Origin of the sequence: Dyadobacter sp. CY312 (assembly GCF_021390535.1) — a bacterium.
GTDB lineage: Bacteria > Bacteroidota > Bacteroidia > Cytophagales > Spirosomataceae > Dyadobacter.
On sequence record NZ_JAJUXG010000031.1, the window covers coordinates 1 to 20,167 of the forward strand.

A 20,167-nucleotide genomic window follows, 5' to 3' on the forward strand; every position below is an offset into this window, starting at 1 on the left:
ATACGCACCTATAAAAGAGAAAACCGTTACAAGAATAACCTTGCAACGGCTTAATTGTAATAACTTAACGAATCTTAAATCCGTATCGCTATTTTAGGACTAGTCAACATGAAATGCAATTAAGACTCTTCTACTATTAATACGATTCCATCTGCTCTTCGTATAACAACTTTACTTCCAGCGATAATTACCGTATTTGTAAGCGATTTTGCTTTCCATTCTGCACCGCGGTAATAAATTTTCCCGTGTCCGTTATTCGGTATGTCCCTGATCACCAAAGCCGTTTCGCCAACAAACTCATTGTATTCATGGTGTTTTCCACGATTGTCAAGAAGTCTTTTTGCATGCTTACGCAGGACGAACAACGAGACCAGAGATATCACAGAGAAGGCTATCAACTGTGATTCTATTGTGGGCAAAAGCCCAATACTGGCTAAAAGGGCTGTAAATAGAGCCCCAATAGCAAAAAACACAAATACCAACAGTACACTGACCAGCTCGACTAGCAGCATGATCAGGCCAACAATCAGCCATATTTGAGGAAGGGATAAATCCATAAGCTATTTTTTTACTTCCGTAGATTTTACAACAGTTAAAGCAGTAGCGATTAACGACCCCATATCCGCCATGTTTGCCGGAAGAATAAGTGTATTACCAGCCTTTGCCAGCTTACCAAACTGTTCAATATAATTTTCCGCCACTTTCAATTGAACTGCTTCGGAGCCACCTTCTTTTTGAATAGCCTCTGCTACCAGACGAATACTCTCGGCGGTAGCCTCAGCAACTGATTTCAGAGCAGACGCCTCACCCTCAGCCTCATTGATCTGCCGCAGGCGCAAACCCTCTGATTCCAGTACAACCTTTTGTTTCTGTCCCTCCGCCACGTTAATTGCCGCTTGTTTTTCACCATCCGATTGCAAAATCACCGCTCTTCTCTCCCTTTCCGCCTGCATTTGTTTCTCCATGGCGATCAATACACTTTGCGGAGGTGTGATATTCTTGATCTCATATCTCAACACCTTCACTCCCCAACCAATAGCCGCTTCATCTATACTTTCAACAACAGCACGGTTAATCGTCATCCTTTCCTCAAATGTTTTATCAAGGTCAAGTTTACCAATTTCGCTTCTCATCGTGGTTTGAGCCAGCTGTGTCACAGCAAAGGTGTAATCAGCAATACCGTATGCTGCTTTTTTAGGATCAATCACCTGAATAAAAATTACTCCGTCCATCCGTACCTGTACGTTATCTCTGGTAATACAGATTTGCTCAGGAATATCTACCGCAGCTTCCTTCAGTGTATATTTGTATGCAATACGATCGAAAAAAGGAATGATGAAATTGATACCCGGCTGCAAAACGGCATAGAACTTACCAAGCCTTTCAAGGACATAGGCAGTTTGCTGAGGTACAACTTTTACGGTCATCAGGACCGTCAGAACAACGAGAACGAGTAGGACAATTAATGGAGTCATAGTTAGCCAGGTTATGGTTATATGCGAAAATAACCATACCTGACCGGTGTTCCTATGGATGTGGTACCAACGAGCGGAAGTATTGCCTGTCGGCTAATAATGGTGATGAATGGCAGAAAGAGTGCTAACCTGCCAATATCTCTTTTGAAATAACCATCTTCTGAATTTCACTTGTACCCTCCCCGATCGTACAAAGTTTACTATCCCTGTAAAACTTCTCGACCGGATAATCTTTCGTAAAACCATATCCGCCAAAAATCTGAACGGCGTCATTGGCAACCCGCACTGCTGTTTCAGACGAATGGTACTTTGCAACAGCACTTGGAAGTGTTACCTTCTCTCCCCTGTCTTTCAGTTCAGCGGCATGAAAAGTGAGGAGCGACGATGCCTGAATGTCGGTGTACATATCTGCTAACTTAAATTGTATTCCCTGAAAGCCCGAAATGGATTTGCCAAACTGTTCTCTCTGTTTCGAATAGGCAAGTGCAGCTTCATAAGCGCCCTGGGCTGTTCCTACTCCCAGCGCGGCGATTGAAATACGCCCGCCATCCAAAACCTTCAATGACTGGATGAACCCATCCCCGATTTCTCCTATTCGCTGGCTGTCTGGCACGCGACAGTCCTGAAAAATGAGTTCAACAGTTTCAGATGCCCTCATTCCGAGTTTATCCTCTTTGCGTCCGCTGGTAAATCCTGTGGTTCCCTGTTCAATAATGAAAGCCGTCGCTCCATGTTTATCGCCCGGCTCTCCGGTTCTGGTTATCAAAACGGTAACATTTCCGCTCTTGCCATTGGTTATAAAATTTTTGGAGCCGTTGATAATCCAGTCATCGCCATCCCGCACCGCCACGGTTCGCATGTTTCCTGCATCCGAACCCGTATTCGGCTCTGTAAGTCCCCACGCTCCGATCCATTTCCCTGAAGCCAGTAAAGGAAGATACTTTTGCTTTTGCTCTTCGGTGCCAAACATCAGAATATGATTGGTGCACAGCGAATTATGAGCCGCCATAGAAAGGCCGATTGACGGATCTACTTTGGACAAGGCAACAATTGCAGTTACATATTCTTTATAACCGAGACCAGACCCGCCATAGCTTTCTGGCACAAGCATACCCATTAAGCCAAGCTCTCCCAATTGATTAAATACCTCGGTGGGAAAATGCTGCTTTTCGTCCCAGTCGCGGATGAACGGCTTTATATTTATCTCGGAAAAATCGTGTACAGTATCTTTAATTAACTTACACGTCTCTTCTCTATTAAGATCGGTTTCTGATGGTGTGCTATACATAAATGTTGATGATAAAAATTTGAATTGTTCAATAATAATAAGAAATAGACACATTTGAGCTACCGATCACAAACAAATCAGAAATAGTCCGGCAAGGATTCATTTAAAAAAATTACTTTTGCGCAGGATTTAATAAACCGGGCTTGGTTAAATACAATTTCCCATACCCCAGAATTTATATCATCACAGCTATATTGTTTTAATCACATTTATGAAAATTGCAGTTGTAGGAACAGGTTATGTTGGTTTGGTTACAGGAACATGTTTCGCTGAAACCGGCAACCAGGTAAAATGCGTAGATATTGACGTAAGAAAAGTGGAACGTCTTCAAAAAGGCGATATACCTATTTACGAACCAGGACTGGATGTACTTTTTGATCGTAACGTAGCAGAAGGCCGTCTTCAGTTCACCACCAATCTTGCAGAAGGAATCAAAGATGCGGAGGTTATTTTCCTTGCCTTACCAACTCCTCCGGGAGAGGACGGCTCAGCCGATTTAAAATACATCCTTAAAGTTGCTGATGATCTTGGTCACATTCTGGATCACTACGCAGTAATAATTGATAAAAGCACTGTACCAGTTGGCACAGCCGAAAAAGTACATGCAGCCATCGTTAAAAACATCAAAGTTGATTTCGACGTAGTTTCCAATCCTGAATTTTTGAGAGAGGGTGTTGCCGTTGAAGACTTTATGAAACCGGATCGCGTAGTGGTAGGTACCACTTCTGAGAAGGCTAAGAAAGTGATGGAGAAATTGTATGCACCATTGGTTCGCCAGGGTAACCCGGTGATATTTATGGATGAGCGTTCAGCTGAGATGACCAAATACGCAGCCAACTCTTTCCTTGCCATGAAAATCACTTTCATGAATGAGATTGCTAATCTTTGCGAGAAAGTGGGTGCTAATGTGGATGATATTCGTCGTGGTATTGGTACAGATAGCAGAATTGGTAAACGATTCCTTTTTGCTGGAATTGGTTATGGAGGAAGCTGTTTCCCAAAAGATGTACAGGCTTTGGCTAAAACGTCACAAGACTTCGATTACGATTTCAGGATATTGAAATCAGTAATGGAAGTAAATGAAGACCAGAAGAAGAAGTTATTGCCGATGGTAGATAACTATTTTAATGGTGATCTTAAAGGTAAAACAATTGCAGTATGGGGACTGGCTTTCAAACCTTATACCGATGATATTCGTGAAGCTCCGGCATTGGAAAACATCGAAGCGCTTTTGGAAGCAGGTGTAAATATTACGGTTTACGATCCTGAGGCGATGAATAACGTGAAGGATATTTTGGGCGACAAAGTTACTTTTTGTCATACGCCCTATGCCGCTCTTGACGATGCCGACGCATTGATGATATTTACTGAATGGCCGCAATTCCGTACGCCGGAATTTGAAAAAATGAGCAAACTGCTTAAAAACAAGGTAGTTTTCGATGGCCGGAACTTATATGAACTGGAACAAATGCGTGAAATGGGTTACACCTATTTCAGCATAGGAAGAGAAAAGGTTGTTCCAGCCTGATATTTTTAAAACAATTTTTATTTAATCATCTCACTATTAATGAAACGTGTCTTAATAACCGGAGCAGCAGGTTTTTTAGGTTCGCACCTGTGTGAACGATTCTTAAAGGAGGGTATGTACGTAATTGGGATGGACAATCTGATTACCGGCGACATGCGCAACATTGAGCATTTGATGCCAAATCCTAATTTTGAGTTCAATCACCACGATGTAACAAAATTTGTGCACGTTCCGGGTGAGCTCGATTACATCATGCACTTTGCATCTCCTGCCAGTCCTATTGACTATCTTAAAATACCAATCCAGACACTGAAAGTTGGTGCAATGGGAACCCATAATCTATTGGGTTTGGCGCGTGTTAAAAACGCACGTTTCATTATTGCATCGACATCGGAAGTATATGGAGATCCACTTGTGCATCCGCAAACGGAGGATTACTGGGGTCATGTAAACCCAATTGGTCCGCGTGGATGCTACGATGAAGCAAAAAGGTATCAGGAAGCCATCACAATGGCTTACCACCGCTATCACAACCTTGAAACGCGTATCGTTCGTATTTTCAACACGTATGGCCCAAGAATGCGCCTCAATGACGGACGGGTACTTCCTGCTTTTATTGGTCAGGCTTTGCGCGGCGAGGATATTACCATTTTTGGTGACGGATCGCAAACACGTGCATTCTGTTATGTTGATGATTTGGTTGAAGGAATCTATCGTTTGTTACTAAGTGACTACTCACTTCCGGTAAACATTGGCAACCCTTCCGAAATCACCATCAAGGAATTTGCAGAAGAGATTATTAAGTTGACCGGTACAGATCAGAAGGTTGTTTACAAGGATCTTCCACAGGACGATCCGAAACAGCGTCAGCCGGATATTACAAAAGCGAAAGAAATTCTGGGATGGGAGCCAAAAGTTACCCGTGACGAAGGACTACGCATCACTTACGATTATTTCCGCAACCTGCCGGAAGAAAGGCTGTATGAAGAATCAAACCACCGAGGTTTTGAGGGATTCAGCTCTGCCAGCAAGTAATTGATATTTTAAAATAGGTATAAAAAAATCCCGCCTTACAGCGGGATTTTTTTATGATGCTTTTGATTTATAATATTTCTCTAAGAAGCCTATCCAATTCCTGATCAGAAATGTTCTCACTTTCAGATTTGTCATATATAGACAACAAAACTACTTCTTCTTTTACCGCAACAACGAATGTTATAACCCTTGCTCCACCACTCTTACCTTTTCCTTTGCTCTTTATTGCCAGTCTGATTTTATAACAGCTTTTGCCAATTGGAGTCCCCAATGTTGGATGCTCTGTCAACTCTGCTATTAGCGTCCCTATTTCAGACCCTAAGGATTTATACTTCCTAAGCATCTTTTTGGCTTCTTTCTCAAAGTTTATAGAAGTCCGAACACTAGTCATAGATGTCCTTCACGCCTAAGCTCTTCCAAAAACTCAGAAGCTGGTCTGGTTTTTAACGTCCCATTTTGAAGGGCAATATAATCGTCTTTTAATCGGCTGAGAATCTCTTCTTTTGAAGGAGCTTCTTCATCTTCCTGTAATAAATCTGCCAAAATCTGGCGATCCCTTGCCGGCAATTGTTCTTTAAGGATCTGAGCCAGTTTACTTAAACTCACCGATGTATCAAAATGCAGAGTCGTTTCCATGATTATTAAATTTTCATCAGAAAAAATTCATTCGTAATTGTAATACAACGAAAATATGATTTAAGTGCAACCTAAACTTCCATGATCTCCTTTTCCTTGGCAGTATATATTTGTTCCACTTTAGAAACAAAACCGTCTGTAAGCTTCTGAACACGATCTTCGCTCAGTTTGACTAAATCCTCTGCAACACCCTCTTTCGTAAGTTTACGAAGCGAATTATTCGCATCCTGACGAATGTTACGAATGTTTATTTTAGCAGTTTCGATCTCGTTTTTAGCTCTTTTTGCCAATTCACGACGACGCTCTTCGTTAAGAGGCGGAACCGAGATGCGGATCATTTCGCCATCGTTGGACGGAGCAAAACCAAGGTTTCCGTTACGGATCGCCTTTTCAATATCGTTGATAATTTTTTTCTCAAAAGGGCGTATCGCTATTGTCCTTGCATCGGGCGTATTGATGGTAGCCACATTTTGTATTGGCGTCATCGACCCGTAATAATCTATCATAAGCCCTTCCAACATCTGAGGCGATGCTTTTCCAGCACGTATTTTACCCAATTCAATAATCAAGTGTTTAATCGCGCCTTCCATCGTTTCCTTGGCGTCGTCCAGATATAATTCTATTTCTTCCATGATTTAATGTAAGCTATTTATTTCTTTTAGTTTGATATCAATGTTCCTACTTCTGCACCCATCACCAGATCGTACAGGTTACCAGGTTTGTTCATATCGAATACGATAATGGGAACATTGTTTTCTTTACAAAGCGTAAAGGCTGTCAAATCCATTATTTTCAGGTTTTTGGACAGTGCTTCGTCAAAGCTCAGTTGGTTGTATTTTGTAGCGGTAAGGTCTTTTTCAGGATCGGCAGTGTAAACACCATCCACTCTTGTACCTTTCAAAACAACTTCGGATTCAGACTCAATCGCCCTTAATCCCGCCGTTGTATCCGTAGTAAAGTATGGATTTCCTGTTCCTGCTCCGAAAATAACCACACGTCCTTTTTCTAGGTGACGAATAGCCCGGCGGCGGATCAATGGCTCACAAACCTGCTCCATTTTGATCGCTGACATCAAACGGGTGTTGAGATTGTGCTTTTCCAGAGAACTCTGAATGGCCATTCCGTTGATAACTGTTGCAAGCATTCCCATGTGGTCACCTTGCACACGGTCAATTCCGGATTTCTCCACCGATGCGCCACGGAAAATATTCCCGCCACCGATTACAATCGCAATCTGTACGCCCACCTCAGCTATTTTTTTAATTTCTTTGGCATAGTTATCAAGAATATTGAAATCGATAACCTGTGCTTTGTCGCCTCCGTTAAGTGCTTCTCCGCTGAGTTTGAGAAGTATACGTTTATATTTTGGTTCGGGCATGATTGTGATGTAGGTGATTTTGTGCGTAAAAATACAAGTTGAAGGATTAGATAAACAAGTTATTTATTGAAACTCTAACATTACCTGATTTTTTTCAACGGTTTCTCCCGCACTTACTTTTAAAGATTTTACGATTCCGTCTCCCGAAGCCTTGATAACATTCTCCATTTTCATGGCTACCAACACCAGCAAGGTATCACCTTTACTTACCAGATCTCCTTCGGCTACGGAAATGGATTGGATAAGTCCTGGCATGGGTGCCTTAACGTGATTAATTTTTTGAGCTGCCTTTGTATGCATGCCCATTCCTTCAAGCAGGATGTCGATCTGATCTTTTGCAACAGTAGTATACTGCCTGCCATTTATTAGAATATGGAACGTCTTCTCTGTTAAATTCGCCTCTAAAAGCTCGACATTGTATGATTTATTATTCCATATAATGTGGTAATGATTTTCGGACAAACGTTCAATGTCCCCGTCAAAGAGCTTTTTATCTACCAGCCAGCTTTCGCCTTGCTGTTCAACATCGTAGGAATGCTGACCGCCGGGTACCGAATCATTATTTACCGTGATTTTTAACATACCGGCTCGCTGAATTCGTGGATAACCTCATTCAATATTCCATCCAGCTCTTCATATGACATTCCTTCAACAAGTCTCATTCTGAACGGTTTGAAGTTTTCCAATCCACGGAAATAATTGGTATAGTGACGACGCATTTCGAAAACTCCGGCAATAGGCCCTTTCCATCGTATCGAAAATTCCAGGTGCCTGCGGCAAACTTCAACGCGCTCAGCCACTGATGGCGGGGTGAGGCGTTCGCCGGTTTTCATATAATGTTTAATGTCATTAAAAATCCATGGATTACCTATTGTGGCACGGCCGATCATGATGCCATCCACGCCAAACCTGTTACGATATTCCAGTGCTTTTTCAGGCGTGTCAACATCCCCGTTTCCAAAAATCGGAATAGTAATCCTTGAATTTTCTTTAATTCTTGCGATCAGAGTCCAATCCGCCTCGCCTTTATACATCTGAACACGGGTTCTTCCGTGCACCGACAATGCCTGAATGCCTATATCCTGCAAACGCTCGGCAACCTCCTGCACATTCTTTGTGCTTTCATCCCAGCCTAACCTCGTTTTTACTGTAACCGGAAGATTTGTAGATTTTATTACGGCTTCCGTCATTTTTACCATTTTAGGGATATCCTGTAACAAGGCGGCTCCCGCGCCACGGCAAGCTACATTTTTTACCGGGCATCCATAATTAATATCAATCAGATCCGGATTCACCTTCGAGGCAATTTCAGCGCAGGAACCCATTGTTTCAATATCACTCCCAAAAAGCTGGATTCCAACCGGACGTTCGTATTCAAATATATCCAGTTTTTGCCTGCTCTTGGCTGCATCACGAATCAACCCCTCCGAAGATATAAATTCCGTGTACATCAAATCCGCACCATTTTCCTTGCATACTGCTCGGAAAGGCGGATCGCTCACGTCTTCCATTGGTGCCAGTAACAAGGGAAAATCTCCCAATTCTATATTCCCGATCTTAACCATTTATATCCTTTCGATTTTACCTTATAAGTCAATTTTGACAGTAGCTATTGCTCTCAATATCAGCTTATGCAGTTTCACCATTATTTTAAATTGACAATAAACTGTAAATTTACACCAATTATGCAAAAAAGTAATCTCAATTTGGTTGAATCCCGTGTACCAGGCACATGGGGAAGTTTGCTGGTTTTAATTGGTTTCCTGCTAATTGGCATGGCAGTTGGCAACATTCTTGCTCTGGGAATCCTCGCAATTTTCTTCGCTACCGACGCCAACAGTGTTCTGTTGATGCTTAATCAGCTTATATCAGATCCTGCGAGTGTACCCAACGGCTGGAATGCCATGATGATACTTCAGGGAACTGTACATTTCTTCTCATACCTTTTCCCTGCTTTGCTTTACTGGCTTTTCATAGAACGGAAAACACTCTCCGATTTCCAGGTTAAACATATCCCTGCACCAAAAACCTGGTTTTTAGCCTTGATGCTGGTACCTATTTTCATGCCTTTGAATAGTAAATTCATTGAGTGGAATGCGGCGATGACTTTCCCGGATTCCTTATCCGGACTTGAAATATGGATGCGCGAGAAAGAAGATCAACTGGCTATGCTTACCCAATTCCTGACCAATTATACAGGATTTGGCCAGTTACTAATCGCATTGTTTGTAGTAGCCTGGTTGCCTGCATGGGGGGAAGAAACGCTTTTCAGGGGGATAATACAGAGGAAATTAATGCAGAATTGGGGTAATGTGCATCTTGCCATTTGGGTTTCCGCAGCCATTTTCAGTGCCATTCATTTCCAGTTCTACGGTTTTATTCCACGCATGCTTCTTGGTGCAGTGTTTGGTTATTTGTATTATTGGACCGGAAGTTTGTGGATCGCAGTATTCGCACACTTTTTGAATAACGGATTTGTACTGGTCATGATGTATCTGTACAACATCAAAGTACTGACCATAAATATAGAAGAAACCAAAACAATGCCCTGGCTCATCGTTGTTTCTTCGCTTGTGCTTACCGTACTTATTCTTGCGACCATGAGAAAAGAAAATGATAACCGGGAACTCATTGGTTAAAAAATGTTAAAATCTTAAAAATCTAATTGTTGACTGATATGGAGGAAAGTTGGTTAAAAGTATTTCAAAGCGAGCAGATGATACAAGCCGAACTGGCACGAGAAACCCTCGACCAAGGCGGGATTGCAGCGGTAATTGTTAATAAAAAGGATAGCAGTTATCCTGTTTTCGGTGTGTGTGAAGTGCACGTACTTGCAAGTGACCTGGCTCAGGCTCAAACTATTTTAGCAAATGCAGAAGCGTTTAGACAAGCTTAATAATTTACAACAAAGAACAGTAACCGGTCTTGCCGGTGTATTTGTAATAATTGGGTGTATTCTTTACAGCGACTGGACCTGCCTGTTGCTTTTTTGCATGATCAGTTCATTGACCCAACTTGAATTTTACAAACTGCTGGGGCTTGATGGTAATCAGCCACTTACATATTATGGTACCTTTTGTGGCACAGTTATGATGCTTCTTGCGTATCTGATAGAAAAGGACATTGTACCATTTGAAAATTACTTCATCATCAGCCCGTTGCTGTCAATGATTTTTTTCATTAAACTATACAAGAAAAATGATCTTAAACCATTTACCAATATAGGTTTTACATTTTTAGGTATTATTTATGTTGCACTTCCTTTTTCACTTATTGTGGTGATGGCCATGCGGGGCGGAACATACAATTACGAAATCGTACTGGGCAGCCTTCTCCTACTTTGGGCATCGGATATAGGAGGTTATTTTGCAGGAACGAAATTTGGAAAAAGGAAGCTTTTTGAACGTATTTCGCCTAAAAAATCGTGGGAAGGTGCTATGGGAGGAGCAGCTTTCGCAGCATTGGTTGCCTTTGTATTAGGGCAATATTTCCTTACATTCGAGCCCTGGAAGTGGTATTGTATTGGTGCAATTATTGTGGTTGTGGGAACCTACGGCGATCTGGTTGAATCATTATTTAAAAGAAGTATAGCCATTAAAGATTCCGGGAGCAGTATTCCGGGGCACGGTGGTTTTTTAGATCGTTTTGATGGACTGCTGCTTTCGGCACCTTTTATCATTACTTTTTTAAAGTTATTCTCCTGAAAAACAGCCTTGTGTTGCAAAACAGGCAATGCTTCTGTTATAGAGTCGTTATCAATTCAGGAATGATTTTTTGACGGTTTTTGAGATGTTGTGTTTTCACGACAAAATAAGTAAGATAGTTGAATCCTAATAAAGACCGGAATTACTGGTCATCGCGTAACAATCCGGAACGAATGAAAAGGAGTTTTTTAATATTCATATTAGTACTGGCAGGAGTCGTTTTCAGCCTCGACAGCTTTGCTCAAGGTGAGAAGAAATCGATTATTTTCCAGGGGCTCGTTGTTGCCGGTAAAACCAGTGAGCGTCTGCCGGGAGCCTCAATTTACATTCCCAAGGCTGGACGGGCAACCCTGGCCAACTCACTTGGAGAGTTCACAATCGCAGTTTTTCCGGGAGATAGTATTGTTTACAGCTACCTGGGCTATAAAAAGCAGTATCATATTATTCCAAGAAGCTATAATTCCGACACGTATTCGGCCATTATTGCCATGCAGGAAAATGCTACACTTCTTACTGAGGTGAAAATTTACCCGTACTCTACCGAAGAAGAATTCAAAAAGGCGTTTCTGGCCTTACAGTTACCCGATCAGGCTGACCGGGATGCACTCGCGAAAAGTACTGATACCGATTACATAAACCGTATGGCAGCCTCGATGCCTAATAATGCTCAGACCAATTTTCGTAACACGATGGATCAACAGATCTTCGGCAGGGAATCCGCGGGTGGTAAAAACTTTGCAACAACATTCCCTTTCCTGAATCCGTTTGCGTGGAGCCGTTTTATAAAATCGGTTAAAAATGGAGATTTGAAGCAAAAAGATTATCGAAAAGACCTGGGTAACACTCCTCGTGAAACCATTACACAGCAGGATTTCGTACCATTTAAGGAAGAAGAAAGTAACAAGAAAAATTAACCGGGAATATTTTAATAGGATTCCAGGAAATGAGCTTTGACTTCTATTGAAAGATAGAATCAAAGCTTATTTCTTTTTCAGCCTTGAAAACTTCCGCTGGTTACCTTTCAAATTTTGTAAGTGCAAGCTGAACACCGTCAAATGCAGCAAAGGTTTGTAGCGTAACCCACTCTCCCAGATTAATGTAACGGCTATTTTCAGCAACTTTCAGATCCAGCGTCAGATGTCTGTGTCCAAATATATAGAAGTCATAATGACGTTGCTTTTCCACTTCCTTACAGTATTGTAGCAGCCACTCCTTATCTTCTCCCATAAACCGCTCCTCACCCTTGTTCACATTGGCCAACCTGCTACGCTTCGACCATTCCTTGGCTATCCAAATCCCCACGTCGGGATGGACGATCCTGAAAATGAATTGAAAAAAGGAATTCTCGAAGATCCTCTTTAAAAACTTATAAGTTTTGTCGCCGGGCCCCAGACCGTCACCGTGACCAACCAAAACCTGCGAAGTAAAGCCCTGATGATTTACAAATTCAAAATGAACAGGGTTTCTATGTATGGAAGCTCCTAATTCCTCCGTGAGGTAACCCGACATCCACATATCGTGATTGCCTGTAAAAATGACAAGTTCCACTCCACGGTCTGTCAGTTGAGCCAGCTTTCCAAGTAAGCGCACAAATCCTTTTGGAACGGCATGATTGTATTCAAACCAAAAGTCAAAAATATCGCCAACAAGGAACAGTATCTGAGCATCGTGTTCTATTGACTCTATCCATCTCACAATAAGTTTTTCACGTTCCTGGCTTTTGGTAATAGATGGCACGCCAAGGTGATAATCAGATGAAAAATAAGCCTTTTGGCCTTCCTTTAATAGTATTGTCTTTTTTTCGAAATGAAAATTCATGTGCTGTATTCAAATGCACTGCAATTTACGATCTTCCTTTTAAATGCTACTTGCCCGAAGCAACGTAATATTGAATTACCGTTAAATCAATTCATCTGGACTTAACCCAGAATTTAGAGTACGTTTACTTTTTTATGTAATCGTCAAAACAAACTCTAAAATGGAGAAAGCGATAAAAATCTACACGGCTATCCTGCTTGTATTATGCTCATCAATCGCTTACGCTCAGATACGCATTAATGAACCGGGGCGCGTTGTGGAGAGACAAGCAGAAAACCGCGCAAACCGCAAAATAGACCAGGCTGTTGACAAGGGTTTTGATAAAGTAGAAGAAGGTATCGGAAACCTGTTTAAGAAAAAAGACAAGAAGACAAAGGAGACAAAGGACACAAACACCGAACCTGGATCCAAACAGGCAGAAAATAATACAGAAGTCAGTGCAGCAGAACAAGCTACGGAAACCAGTACATCAGCTCCTGCCGGAAAAGCGAGTTTGAAATCATACAGCAAATTCGACTTCATTCCCGGCGAAAAAATTGTTGCCGTGGAAGACTTTGCACAAGATGCAGTCGGCGATTTTCCTGCAAAATGGAACACCAATTCTTCAGGGGAAATAGTGACCATAGAAGGAACCGAAGGCAAATGGCTCATGCTCGGCCCCGAAGGCGTTTTTTACCCTGAGTTCGTAAATAAGCTCCCCGAAAATTTTACGTTTGAATTTAATCTAGCCACAACTTCTGAATTCAGTTTCTATTCGGGACATCTGAGAACCAGCTTTGCACAAGTGGCAAATGCAAGTAAAGAGTTTGCCAACTGGCAATGGTTTGACGGCGCAAAAATAAACGGACTGGAAGTTTCCCTACATCCAAAAAATGCCGGTGGCGCTCAGGGAATGTCAGCCTTTAATGTGTTTGGTAAAGAACTTGGACAATCTCAGATGAAAAATGATAAGAGCTTTCCGGCCTTCCACGTACCAGAACACAATGTGGTGAAAGTTTCGATTTGGAGGCAAAAAACACGACTGCGACTGTATGTCGATGACTATAAGGTTTGGGATCTACCCAGAGCATTTGACCCCGAAACGAATTACAATTTTATTGGATTTGCAACACATAGCTATCACAATGAAAACGATAGATTCTTTATTTCTAACTTGAGGCTTGCCGTTGGCGCTCCAGACACAAGAAGCAAGTTGATCACGGAAGGCAAATTCTCTACGACAGGCATATTGTTTGATGTTAATTCTGCAACAATAAAACCGGAGTCTTTCGGGGTTTTAAAAGATATTGCCAATGTACTTACAGAAAATGCCACCGTTAAAGTGAAAATTATTGGTCATACCGACTCTGACGGTGATGACGCAGCAAATCTTGCATTATCTAAAAAGAGATCCGAATCCGTTAAAGAAGCGCTTTCCAGAGAATTTGGTATTGATAAAAACAGATTGGACACCGACGGCAAAGGAGAAGAAGTTCCCGCTGCTCCGAACACGAACGCGGAAGGCAAAGCCAGTAACCGCAGAGTCGAGTTTGTGAAATTGTAGTTGAACTTTTAATCGCGAGTGTCAGAAACGGTTAGTAATTTTACCTTCCGGTACTTATAGAGTACAGCGGCAAACTAACCAAAACGACTATGTTAAAAAAAGGTATATTTCTGCTAAGTGTTCTGCTAGTTGGAATTACTTATCTATCTAAGGCTCAAATAGTAAAGAAAATAGCACCCGATAAACAACGTGCTTTACAATGGAAGCCGGATAAAGGACAGTATTATTTCAGCCATGCTGTGGTAATGTCGTATGAGAATAAACAGGACAACACGAAGGGTGAAATAAAAATTTATTTGGATCCTGTAACAGGCACCATGTGTTTTAAAAAGGAGAGCAGCTTCAAAGAAAACGAATTTGACTTTATTGTCGCATTTCCGGATGGGCGGTACTTCCACTGTGGCACAGATGATAACGGCAAAAAGATACGGACTTCTGAAAAAGTAACTGATGTGAAACCTGATGCGGAAACGCAGGCGCAACAAAAGGAAAATTTCAGTACCTATTGTTTGCCAACTGGTAACAAAAGAATCGACTTCGGATTTGAAAGTATCGAATATGACTTGTCATACGCCACATCGGAGACCAAAGACAAGGTTTGGATAACTACATTGCCATTTAACGTTTATCCTATTTATGGTTTTGAACTCATTGAAGTTCCTGCAACGCTGCCGGCATCGCTGGATTACCTTTATCTGCTCGGACCAAATCAACTGATCTCCGAGATGAATTCGAAAGATATCTCACTGAAATTAACAAGTATCAATCCCGATCCATTTCTTGCTGTTACCAGAACGTATCAGGAAGTAAAAATGGATTAGACTGATACAACAAAAGGATCCATCCTCATTCTAAAACAATGTCAAGGATGGATCCTTTTGTCATGAATAGTATTTTGTAAAGCCTCTCTACTAAACCGCCTCGCCCGCAGCTTCACGTTCAGCCATTACTTCGGACAGAGGACGCATGTTGGCGGGAATTTCAACTTCTTCTTCCTCTGCCGAATATGGGAATACATCCAGAATCGGAGTCAAATTGATATCAGTAGTTTCGTAAGGAATCAGGAAATTCCGCATACTTTCTGTAATACGCTCCAATGCCTGGTCAATTCCGTCTGCATTCACGAGCATGTAGTTCACCACTTTCTTTTCTTTGCCGCTTTTCTCATCAACTGAAAAATAGATCACTTTACACTTGAACCACTTTTCTCCTTCTTCATAAGAAAAAAGATCAGCCAGACGCATTCTCGTGATACTGGCAACGCTAAAATCGGTGGCACCGGTAACAATTTGCTTGTATAACCTCGCTTCTGATTCTGTATATGAGATGGCATCAACAAGATAGACTTCATTGATCGTTTTAAGGCTTCCAGCCTCATCTTCTTTTTGATAACGTATTTTACCTAAATACCAGCTTGCCATGATAATGTGATTTTGAACAGACGTAAAAAATTAAGGCTGCAAAGGTATGCGCTAGTGATAAGTCATGCAAGCGCATACCGGTCGCTGATGCTTCTTTTAGCAGAAAGCCTGTTAATTGATTTCCTGGGTAAATTTGTGACCAATGGCCTTCTCAACGTCCAACGAAAAATACAACACAACGAATGATCCGCATCAGAAACGGCTGACAGAAAATTATCAAACCGCAAATAATGAAGCAACGCTGACAGCGTTGTGATACCATCTGTTTAACTTTGTAAAAAAATAATCTCCAATAATGAAAAAACATTTTTTATTCGCTGTAATACTATTCACTTCCACAATTGCTGCATCTGCGTTAATTATTAGCTGCGGAGTAGGCAAACAAGTATCCGAAGCAAAAACATTTGGTGAGTGCAAGTACGATCTTGCTTCTGTTGACAGCGTTTATATAGCGGGTATTGATATCCGTGAATTCAAAAACATCAAAAGTTTTAGCGATGTTGACTTGGCCAAATATCCGGGCGTTGCAATTGCACTATTGCGCAAGAATGTTCCCCTTGATCTGCGTGTGAATCTTGACATTACAAACCCAACCAAGAACAAGGCAGCAATTAATCAGCTGGAATACAAAGTTTTGCTAACTAAAAGTGAGATTTTCAGTGGTTTCCTAAGCCAGCTGATTGAAGTGATGCCGGGCACAGCGAGCACACGCGTTCCAATAAAGTTAAACGCAAACGTGTATCAGCTGTTAAACAACAATGACACTCGTGACGAGTTCGTAAATATGATCATGGCGCTGACAGGTAAATCGGGTTCGACACCATCCAAATTCACCGTTAAAGTGAAACCTACCCTTGATCTTGCCGGTAAAAGCATCAACTATCCAGGGTACATCACCTTTGAAAAAGAAATTAGCAGCAGCATGCTGACAGGAAATACCAAATAACATCATTGCCCCGCAAAAGAAGTTTCAATTTGCGGGGTATTTCTTTTTGATCATCCCGAAAATTTACCCCCGGTACCAAGCCGGATATCACTTAAACTCATCGATTTGGATAACGTTCTTCTTTACAACCCTTATTTGTTCGAATATTTAGGATTACTTATTTGCTTACTCCTACTGTTCGGAGCAACTTTTTTTAACGATAAACTATTGGCTATCAAACCATTTATAGGAATTGGTCTGATCATTACACCCATCGTTTATTTCTTTCTGATTCTGAACGCAAATCTTCTGAACATCCCTTTTACCGACGACTACAATCTTTTAGAGACTATACACAACTTTCGAAAAGAAACGGATTTTGTAAAATCCATGGAAATCCTTTTCGAGCAGGTCAATCAGCACCGGTTTCCTTTTGAGCGTAGTATTATGCTTATAATGGTATTCTTTACAGGCACGGTCAACATCAAATTGCAGATTCTGCTTGGTAATCTTTTTATGCTCGGAACGCTTTATCTGTTCTTCCTTTCGCTTAAAAAAGAAAGTATTTCCTGGTACTATTTCATTCCCGTGCCGTATATCCTGTTCAATCTTGTCTATTTTGAAAATGCTTTCTGGGGAATTGCTGCAATTCAGAACACCCCGCTTATTTTCTTCGCGCTTCTATCCGCTTATGGATTGGGTAGAAACGACAGCAAAGGTTGGATCATCGGCCTGCTTGCCGCAATTTTTGTAACATTTGTCAGTGGTAACGGCATGCTCGCCTGGATTATAGGAGGTGTGATTCTTACTCTGCAAACACGATATAAGTTGCTCATTCAGTGGGTCATCATAGCAACAGCAATCCTGTTGTTTTACTTTCTGTTTGACTATCAATTTATTACATCAGAAGCCGAAAAACCCTGGCGTCATCCCATATTCAACATGACGTTTCTATTGGGTTTCTGGGGTAACGCATTGTACCTTGACATCCCGCATCCTTCAATATCAGGGTTTTATACTGACATGATTCTCTGTGTCCTGGCAGGAATCGTGATCGCGCTGGCTTTTCTGGCTTGGTTTGCCCGAACTTTCAGCAACACCCGCCTCCAATGGAATCACTGGCTTATAATGGGTGCCTTCATGTTTATAATGGGCACGGGCTGCATGTTCGTAATTAGCCGCCCGATGAACACCTGGCTCATGCATGGCGGCAATATTTTTTCGAGAAGATACATGATCTTTGGTGTGGTGGCACTGGCAACCGCATACATGGCCATCATCATGCTGTTGAAGAGGTATGAACGTATTCAACTTGTGTCTGCTGTTTTAGGTATGGCTACCTTTCTGAGTTTGCATGTAACAAGCTATTACATGTCGCTGCCACAAATGAGAAGACAATACGAAGAGCTCGCTCTCGACGGTTACTTCTTCAAAAACTTCTCTACCTTTTTAACAACAGGTATAAAATTTGGTGACATTCCGTTTTGGAATCACCCTACCAGGATGAAAGAACTGGTACATACAGTTGAAGACAGCGGCCTAAGCAGGTTATTGGCATCCGATTCGTTTCCGGAACACAAAAAAGTCATTGAACAAACAGGAAACCAGTCTGAAGTATACAAGGGCGGAGCAGATATAAAAGTGGAAATCCGCAGGAATGAGCAGGGAAACCCGCCAAAATCAATCCGGTTTACGGCAGGTGAAGAAAATGGGATTAAGCCATCCTATTTCGTACTGGTTTCTGAAAATCATACGATTTTGCTACCCGCGTTACCTGTTCCTAATAACGTGGAAGATTTCATTAAGAAACGAACTTATTATAGCAAAACCTACCAATACACAGCGTTCAGAACCAAACTTCCGGCGGGAAGTTACGCGCTGTGGGTGATGTCGAAAAAGGATCCGTTTCAAGGGAAATGGGAATCCAAATTGACTGGAAAACGAATGCTTTTATACTGATTCAATTTTTATGCAGATACTTACATACAATCTCAACGGAATTCGCGCTGCCCTGAAAAACGGCCTGATCGAATGGTTAAGTGATAAAAGTTTTGATATACTTTGCTTTCAGGAGGTGAAGGCAACGCCCGATGTGGTAGATCTTTCCGGATTTGAAAAGCTTGGATATGAGCTGATCGGCTGGCATGCGGCAGAAAAAAAAGGTTACAGCGGCGTAGCCATTTTTTCTAAAATAAAACCAGATTTTGTTTCCATAGGTGCTAATCTGCCTGTTTACGACATTGAAGGCAGAATACTCCGTGCCGACTTTGGAGATATTACGCTATTAAATTGTTATTTTCCTTCGGGAACCAGCGGAGAGATTCGCCAGGGAGTAAAAATGAGTTTCCTTGCAGATTTTTACGAATGGGTGAATGAACTCAGAAAAGAGCGTCCCAATCTGATCATTTGTGGTGATTACAATATTGCGCATACCGAAAATGATATCCATGATCCTGTAAGAAACAAAAAGTCCTCGGGATTTTTGCCAGAGGAAAGAGCATGGATGACCAAATGGTTTGATAATGGATACACCGACGCATTCCGTTTCAAAAATCCGGATCTAAAAGAATACTCGTGGTGGACTTATCGTTCGGGAGCAAGAGCAAATAACAAAGGCTGGCGTATTGACTACATTTCAGTTGCCAATACCATTAAAGATCGTATTACAGGAAGCAGACAATACAACGATGCAGTGCATTCGGATCACTGTCCCGTTTGGCTGGAAATTGACTAAAACGGTTGGTGTTATATTTTCTGTATCCTGTTTTATTTTGTATTTTTGATCAGGTCTGTAAATAAACCAGGGAGTTATGAATATTGAAATGCCAGTGACATTGAAAATGGGCGAACTGATGAGCGGAGAAGAGTTTTTTCAGTTTTGCCAGATGAACGACACACTCGAGTTCGAAAGAGACTCAATAGGCAATATCATAGTTATGTCTCCAACAGGATCATTTACAGGAAATTTCAATTCACGAATATCGGGTCATTTGTTCATCTGGAATGAGAGTACAGGTTTAGGCGAAGTTTTCGATTCTTCCGCTGGTTTCACGCTGCCGAACGGCGCCGTTCGTTCTCCTGATGTTTCCTGGATCAAAGAAGAAAAATGGGCTTCACTTAGTCAGGCTGATAAAGAAAAATTTGCCCCGGTTTGCCCTGATCTTGTGATTGAAATCCGCTGCAAATCTGACGATATTAAATATCTGCAGGATAAAATGGGTGAATATATTGACAACGGTACGCAACTTGGCTGGCTGATCGATCGCTTTGATAACAAAGTCTATATTTACAGTTCCAGAAAAACCATGTTTGTCCACGACACACTGGACTTAAAATTGTCTGGCGAGGCTGTTCTTCCCGGCTTCGTACTCGATCTGGGTTCATTAATGAAATAAAAATCAGAGCCAATACGCGCT

The 20,167-nt window shown here is 41.6% G+C and carries 23 protein-coding genes; 12 read left to right on the forward strand and 11 right to left on the reverse strand.

What is annotated here, in order from left to right; translation table 11 throughout:
* Window positions 1-119 precede the first annotated feature (119 nt).
* The 3 genes from LZG71_RS28460 to LZG71_RS28470 all read right to left on the reverse strand — a co-directional run bounded on the left by LZG71_RS28460 (window position 120) and on the right by LZG71_RS28470 (window position 2,763).
* Window positions 120-557 carry an NfeD family protein gene (locus LZG71_RS28460; RefSeq protein ID WP_233826351.1) on the reverse strand — a complete coding sequence of 146 codons (438 nt, stop codon included), beginning with the start codon at window positions 555-557 and terminating at the stop codon, window positions 120-122.
* Window positions 558-560: 3 nt separating this feature from the next.
* A complete protein-coding gene (locus tag LZG71_RS28465; RefSeq protein WP_233826353.1) occupies window positions 561-1,475 on the reverse strand; it encodes an SPFH domain-containing protein in 915 nt (304 codons plus the stop codon).
* A 124-nt stretch (window positions 1,476-1,599) separates the two neighbouring features.
* A complete protein-coding gene (locus LZG71_RS28470; RefSeq protein ID WP_233826355.1) occupies window positions 1,600-2,763 on the reverse strand; it encodes an acyl-CoA dehydrogenase family protein in 1,164 nt (387 codons plus the stop codon).
* 211 nt (window positions 2,764-2,974) lie between these two features.
* Here LZG71_RS28470 and LZG71_RS28475 point away from each other — a divergent pair, with 211 nt between their 5' ends.
* Window positions 2,975-4,291, forward strand: coding sequence for a UDP-glucose/GDP-mannose dehydrogenase family protein (locus tag LZG71_RS28475; RefSeq protein ID WP_233826357.1), 1,317 nt, complete (start codon window positions 2,975-2,977; stop codon window positions 4,289-4,291).
* A 39-nt stretch (window positions 4,292-4,330) separates the two neighbouring features.
* The gene (locus LZG71_RS28480) at window positions 4,331-5,326 is read left to right on the forward strand and encodes a UDP-glucuronic acid decarboxylase family protein (protein ID WP_233826359.1); all 996 of its coding nucleotides are present in this window, start codon (window positions 4,331-4,333) and stop codon (window positions 5,324-5,326) included.
* Window positions 5,327-5,393: 67 nt separating this feature from the next.
* Here LZG71_RS28480 and LZG71_RS28485 read toward each other — a convergent pair whose 3' ends face one another.
* The 6 genes from LZG71_RS28485 to dusB all read right to left on the reverse strand — a co-directional run bounded on the left by LZG71_RS28485 (window position 5,394) and on the right by dusB (window position 8,905).
* Window positions 5,394-5,669 carry a type II toxin-antitoxin system RelE/ParE family toxin gene (locus tag LZG71_RS28485; protein ID WP_233826361.1) on the reverse strand — a complete coding sequence of 92 codons (276 nt, stop codon included), beginning with the start codon at window positions 5,667-5,669 and terminating at the stop codon, window positions 5,394-5,396.
* A 44-nt stretch (window positions 5,670-5,713) separates the two neighbouring features.
* Window positions 5,714-5,962: a hypothetical protein gene (locus LZG71_RS28490; protein ID WP_233826363.1), complete on the reverse strand. Its 249-nt coding sequence runs from the start codon at window positions 5,960-5,962 to the stop codon at window positions 5,714-5,716.
* 71 nt (window positions 5,963-6,033) lie between these two features.
* Window positions 6,034-6,594, reverse strand: coding sequence for a ribosome recycling factor (gene frr / locus LZG71_RS28495; protein WP_233826365.1), 561 nt, complete (start codon window positions 6,592-6,594; stop codon window positions 6,034-6,036).
* Between the two features lie 26 nt (window positions 6,595-6,620).
* The gene (gene pyrH / locus LZG71_RS28500; RefSeq protein ID WP_233826367.1) at window positions 6,621-7,340 is read right to left on the reverse strand and encodes a UMP kinase; all 720 of its coding nucleotides are present in this window, start codon (window positions 7,338-7,340) and stop codon (window positions 6,621-6,623) included.
* A 63-nt stretch (window positions 7,341-7,403) separates the two neighbouring features.
* Window positions 7,404-7,922, reverse strand: a complete 519-nt coding sequence (locus LZG71_RS28505; protein ID WP_233826369.1) for a biotin/lipoyl-containing protein — start codon at window positions 7,920-7,922, stop codon at window positions 7,404-7,406.
* A complete protein-coding gene (dusB, locus tag LZG71_RS28510) occupies window positions 7,916-8,905 on the reverse strand; it encodes a tRNA dihydrouridine synthase DusB (protein WP_233826371.1) in 990 nt (329 codons plus the stop codon). Before dusB ends, LZG71_RS28505 begins: the two co-directional genes overlap by 7 nt.
* Before the next feature lie 120 nt (window positions 8,906-9,025).
* Here dusB and LZG71_RS28515 point away from each other — a divergent pair, with 120 nt between their 5' ends.
* The 4 genes from LZG71_RS28515 (at window position 9,026) to LZG71_RS28530 (ending at window position 11,958) form a co-directional block, all read left to right on the forward strand.
* A complete protein-coding gene (locus tag LZG71_RS28515; protein WP_233826373.1) occupies window positions 9,026-9,979 on the forward strand; it encodes a CPBP family intramembrane glutamic endopeptidase in 954 nt (317 codons plus the stop codon).
* 38 nt (window positions 9,980-10,017) lie between these two features.
* The gene (locus LZG71_RS28520) at window positions 10,018-10,236 is read left to right on the forward strand and encodes a DUF2007 domain-containing protein (RefSeq protein WP_233826375.1); all 219 of its coding nucleotides are present in this window, start codon (window positions 10,018-10,020) and stop codon (window positions 10,234-10,236) included.
* Complete coding sequence (locus LZG71_RS28525; protein WP_233826377.1) at window positions 10,211-11,044, forward strand: phosphatidate cytidylyltransferase; 834 nt, start codon at window positions 10,211-10,213, stop codon at window positions 11,042-11,044. The genes LZG71_RS28520 and LZG71_RS28525 overlap by 26 nt, the downstream gene beginning before the upstream one ends.
* A 173-nt stretch (window positions 11,045-11,217) precedes the next feature.
* Complete coding sequence (locus LZG71_RS28530) at window positions 11,218-11,958, forward strand: carboxypeptidase-like regulatory domain-containing protein (protein WP_233826379.1); 741 nt, start codon at window positions 11,218-11,220, stop codon at window positions 11,956-11,958.
* A gap of 100 nt (window positions 11,959-12,058) precedes the next feature.
* Here LZG71_RS28530 and LZG71_RS28535 read toward each other — a convergent pair whose 3' ends face one another.
* Complete coding sequence (locus LZG71_RS28535; RefSeq protein ID WP_233826381.1) at window positions 12,059-12,862, reverse strand: UDP-2,3-diacylglucosamine diphosphatase; 804 nt, start codon at window positions 12,860-12,862, stop codon at window positions 12,059-12,061.
* A gap of 160 nt (window positions 12,863-13,022) precedes the next feature.
* On the opposite strand from LZG71_RS28535, the gene LZG71_RS28540 reads away from it, so the two are divergent.
* Window positions 13,023-14,405, forward strand: coding sequence for an OmpA family protein (locus LZG71_RS28540; protein WP_233826383.1), 1,383 nt, complete (start codon window positions 13,023-13,025; stop codon window positions 14,403-14,405).
* A gap of 89 nt (window positions 14,406-14,494) precedes the next feature.
* A complete protein-coding gene (locus tag LZG71_RS28545; RefSeq protein WP_233826385.1) occupies window positions 14,495-15,226 on the forward strand; it encodes a hypothetical protein in 732 nt (243 codons plus the stop codon).
* A gap of 90 nt (window positions 15,227-15,316) precedes the next feature.
* Here LZG71_RS28545 and LZG71_RS28550 read toward each other — a convergent pair whose 3' ends face one another.
* Complete coding sequence (locus tag LZG71_RS28550; RefSeq protein WP_233826387.1) at window positions 15,317-15,826, reverse strand: DUF4494 domain-containing protein; 510 nt, start codon at window positions 15,824-15,826, stop codon at window positions 15,317-15,319.
* 295 nt (window positions 15,827-16,121) lie between these two features.
* On the opposite strand from LZG71_RS28550, the gene LZG71_RS28555 reads away from it, so the two are divergent.
* From LZG71_RS28555 to LZG71_RS28570, 4 genes are all read left to right on the forward strand, one after another.
* Window positions 16,122-16,772 carry a hypothetical protein gene (locus LZG71_RS28555; RefSeq protein ID WP_233826389.1) on the forward strand — a complete coding sequence of 217 codons (651 nt, stop codon included), beginning with the start codon at window positions 16,122-16,124 and terminating at the stop codon, window positions 16,770-16,772.
* Window positions 16,773-16,877: 105 nt separating this feature from the next.
* On the forward strand, window positions 16,878-18,710 hold the full coding sequence (locus LZG71_RS28560) for a hypothetical protein (RefSeq protein ID WP_233826391.1): 1,833 nt from the start codon (window positions 16,878-16,880) through the stop codon (window positions 18,708-18,710).
* Window positions 18,711-18,720: 10 nt separating this feature from the next.
* Window positions 18,721-19,485, forward strand: a complete 765-nt coding sequence (locus LZG71_RS28565; RefSeq protein WP_233826393.1) for an exodeoxyribonuclease III — start codon at window positions 18,721-18,723, stop codon at window positions 19,483-19,485.
* A gap of 76 nt (window positions 19,486-19,561) precedes the next feature.
* The gene (locus tag LZG71_RS28570; protein ID WP_233826395.1) at window positions 19,562-20,146 is read left to right on the forward strand and encodes a Uma2 family endonuclease; all 585 of its coding nucleotides are present in this window, start codon (window positions 19,562-19,564) and stop codon (window positions 20,144-20,146) included.
* Window positions 20,147-20,167 lie beyond the last annotated feature (21 nt).

Coding starts and splice junctions, on each gene's coding strand:
- LZG71_RS28460 (WP_233826351.1), bottom strand. CDS start 557: ATGGATTTATCCCTTCCTCAAATATGGCTGATTGTTGGCCTGATCATG.
- LZG71_RS28465 (WP_233826353.1), bottom strand. CDS start 1,475: ATGACTCCATTAATTGTCCTACTCGTTCTCGTTGTTCTGACGGTCCTG.
- LZG71_RS28470 (WP_233826355.1), bottom strand. CDS start 2,763: ATGTATAGCACACCATCAGAAACCGATCTTAATAGAGAAGAGACGTGT.
- LZG71_RS28475 (WP_233826357.1), top strand. CDS start 2,975: ATGAAAATTGCAGTTGTAGGAACAGGTTATGTTGGTTTGGTTACAGGA.
- LZG71_RS28480 (WP_233826359.1), top strand. CDS start 4,331: ATGAAACGTGTCTTAATAACCGGAGCAGCAGGTTTTTTAGGTTCGCAC.
- LZG71_RS28485 (WP_233826361.1), bottom strand. CDS start 5,669: ATGCTTAGGAAGTATAAATCCTTAGGGTCTGAAATAGGGACGCTAATA.
- LZG71_RS28490 (WP_233826363.1), bottom strand. CDS start 5,962: ATGGAAACGACTCTGCATTTTGATACATCGGTGAGTTTAAGTAAACTG.
- frr (WP_233826365.1), bottom strand. CDS start 6,594: ATGGAAGAAATAGAATTATATCTGGACGACGCCAAGGAAACGATGGAA.
- pyrH (WP_233826367.1), bottom strand. CDS start 7,340: ATGCCCGAACCAAAATATAAACGTATACTTCTCAAACTCAGCGGAGAA.
- LZG71_RS28505 (WP_233826369.1), bottom strand. CDS start 7,922: ATGTTAAAAATCACGGTAAATAATGATTCGGTACCCGGCGGTCAGCAT.
- dusB (WP_233826371.1), bottom strand. CDS start 8,905: ATGGTTAAGATCGGGAATATAGAATTGGGAGATTTTCCCTTGTTACTG.
- LZG71_RS28515 (WP_233826373.1), top strand. CDS start 9,026: ATGCAAAAAAGTAATCTCAATTTGGTTGAATCCCGTGTACCAGGCACA.
- LZG71_RS28520 (WP_233826375.1), top strand. CDS start 10,018: ATGGAGGAAAGTTGGTTAAAAGTATTTCAAAGCGAGCAGATGATACAA.
- LZG71_RS28525 (WP_233826377.1), top strand. CDS start 10,211: ATGCAGAAGCGTTTAGACAAGCTTAATAATTTACAACAAAGAACAGTA.
- LZG71_RS28530 (WP_233826379.1), top strand. CDS start 11,218: ATGAAAAGGAGTTTTTTAATATTCATATTAGTACTGGCAGGAGTCGTT.
- LZG71_RS28535 (WP_233826381.1), bottom strand. CDS start 12,862: ATGAATTTTCATTTCGAAAAAAAGACAATACTATTAAAGGAAGGCCAA.
- LZG71_RS28540 (WP_233826383.1), top strand. CDS start 13,023: ATGGAGAAAGCGATAAAAATCTACACGGCTATCCTGCTTGTATTATGC.
- LZG71_RS28545 (WP_233826385.1), top strand. CDS start 14,495: ATGTTAAAAAAAGGTATATTTCTGCTAAGTGTTCTGCTAGTTGGAATT.
- LZG71_RS28550 (WP_233826387.1), bottom strand. CDS start 15,826: ATGGCAAGCTGGTATTTAGGTAAAATACGTTATCAAAAAGAAGATGAG.
- LZG71_RS28555 (WP_233826389.1), top strand. CDS start 16,122: ATGAAAAAACATTTTTTATTCGCTGTAATACTATTCACTTCCACAATT.
- LZG71_RS28565 (WP_233826393.1), top strand. CDS start 18,721: ATGCAGATACTTACATACAATCTCAACGGAATTCGCGCTGCCCTGAAA.
- LZG71_RS28570 (WP_233826395.1), top strand. CDS start 19,562: ATGAATATTGAAATGCCAGTGACATTGAAAATGGGCGAACTGATGAGC.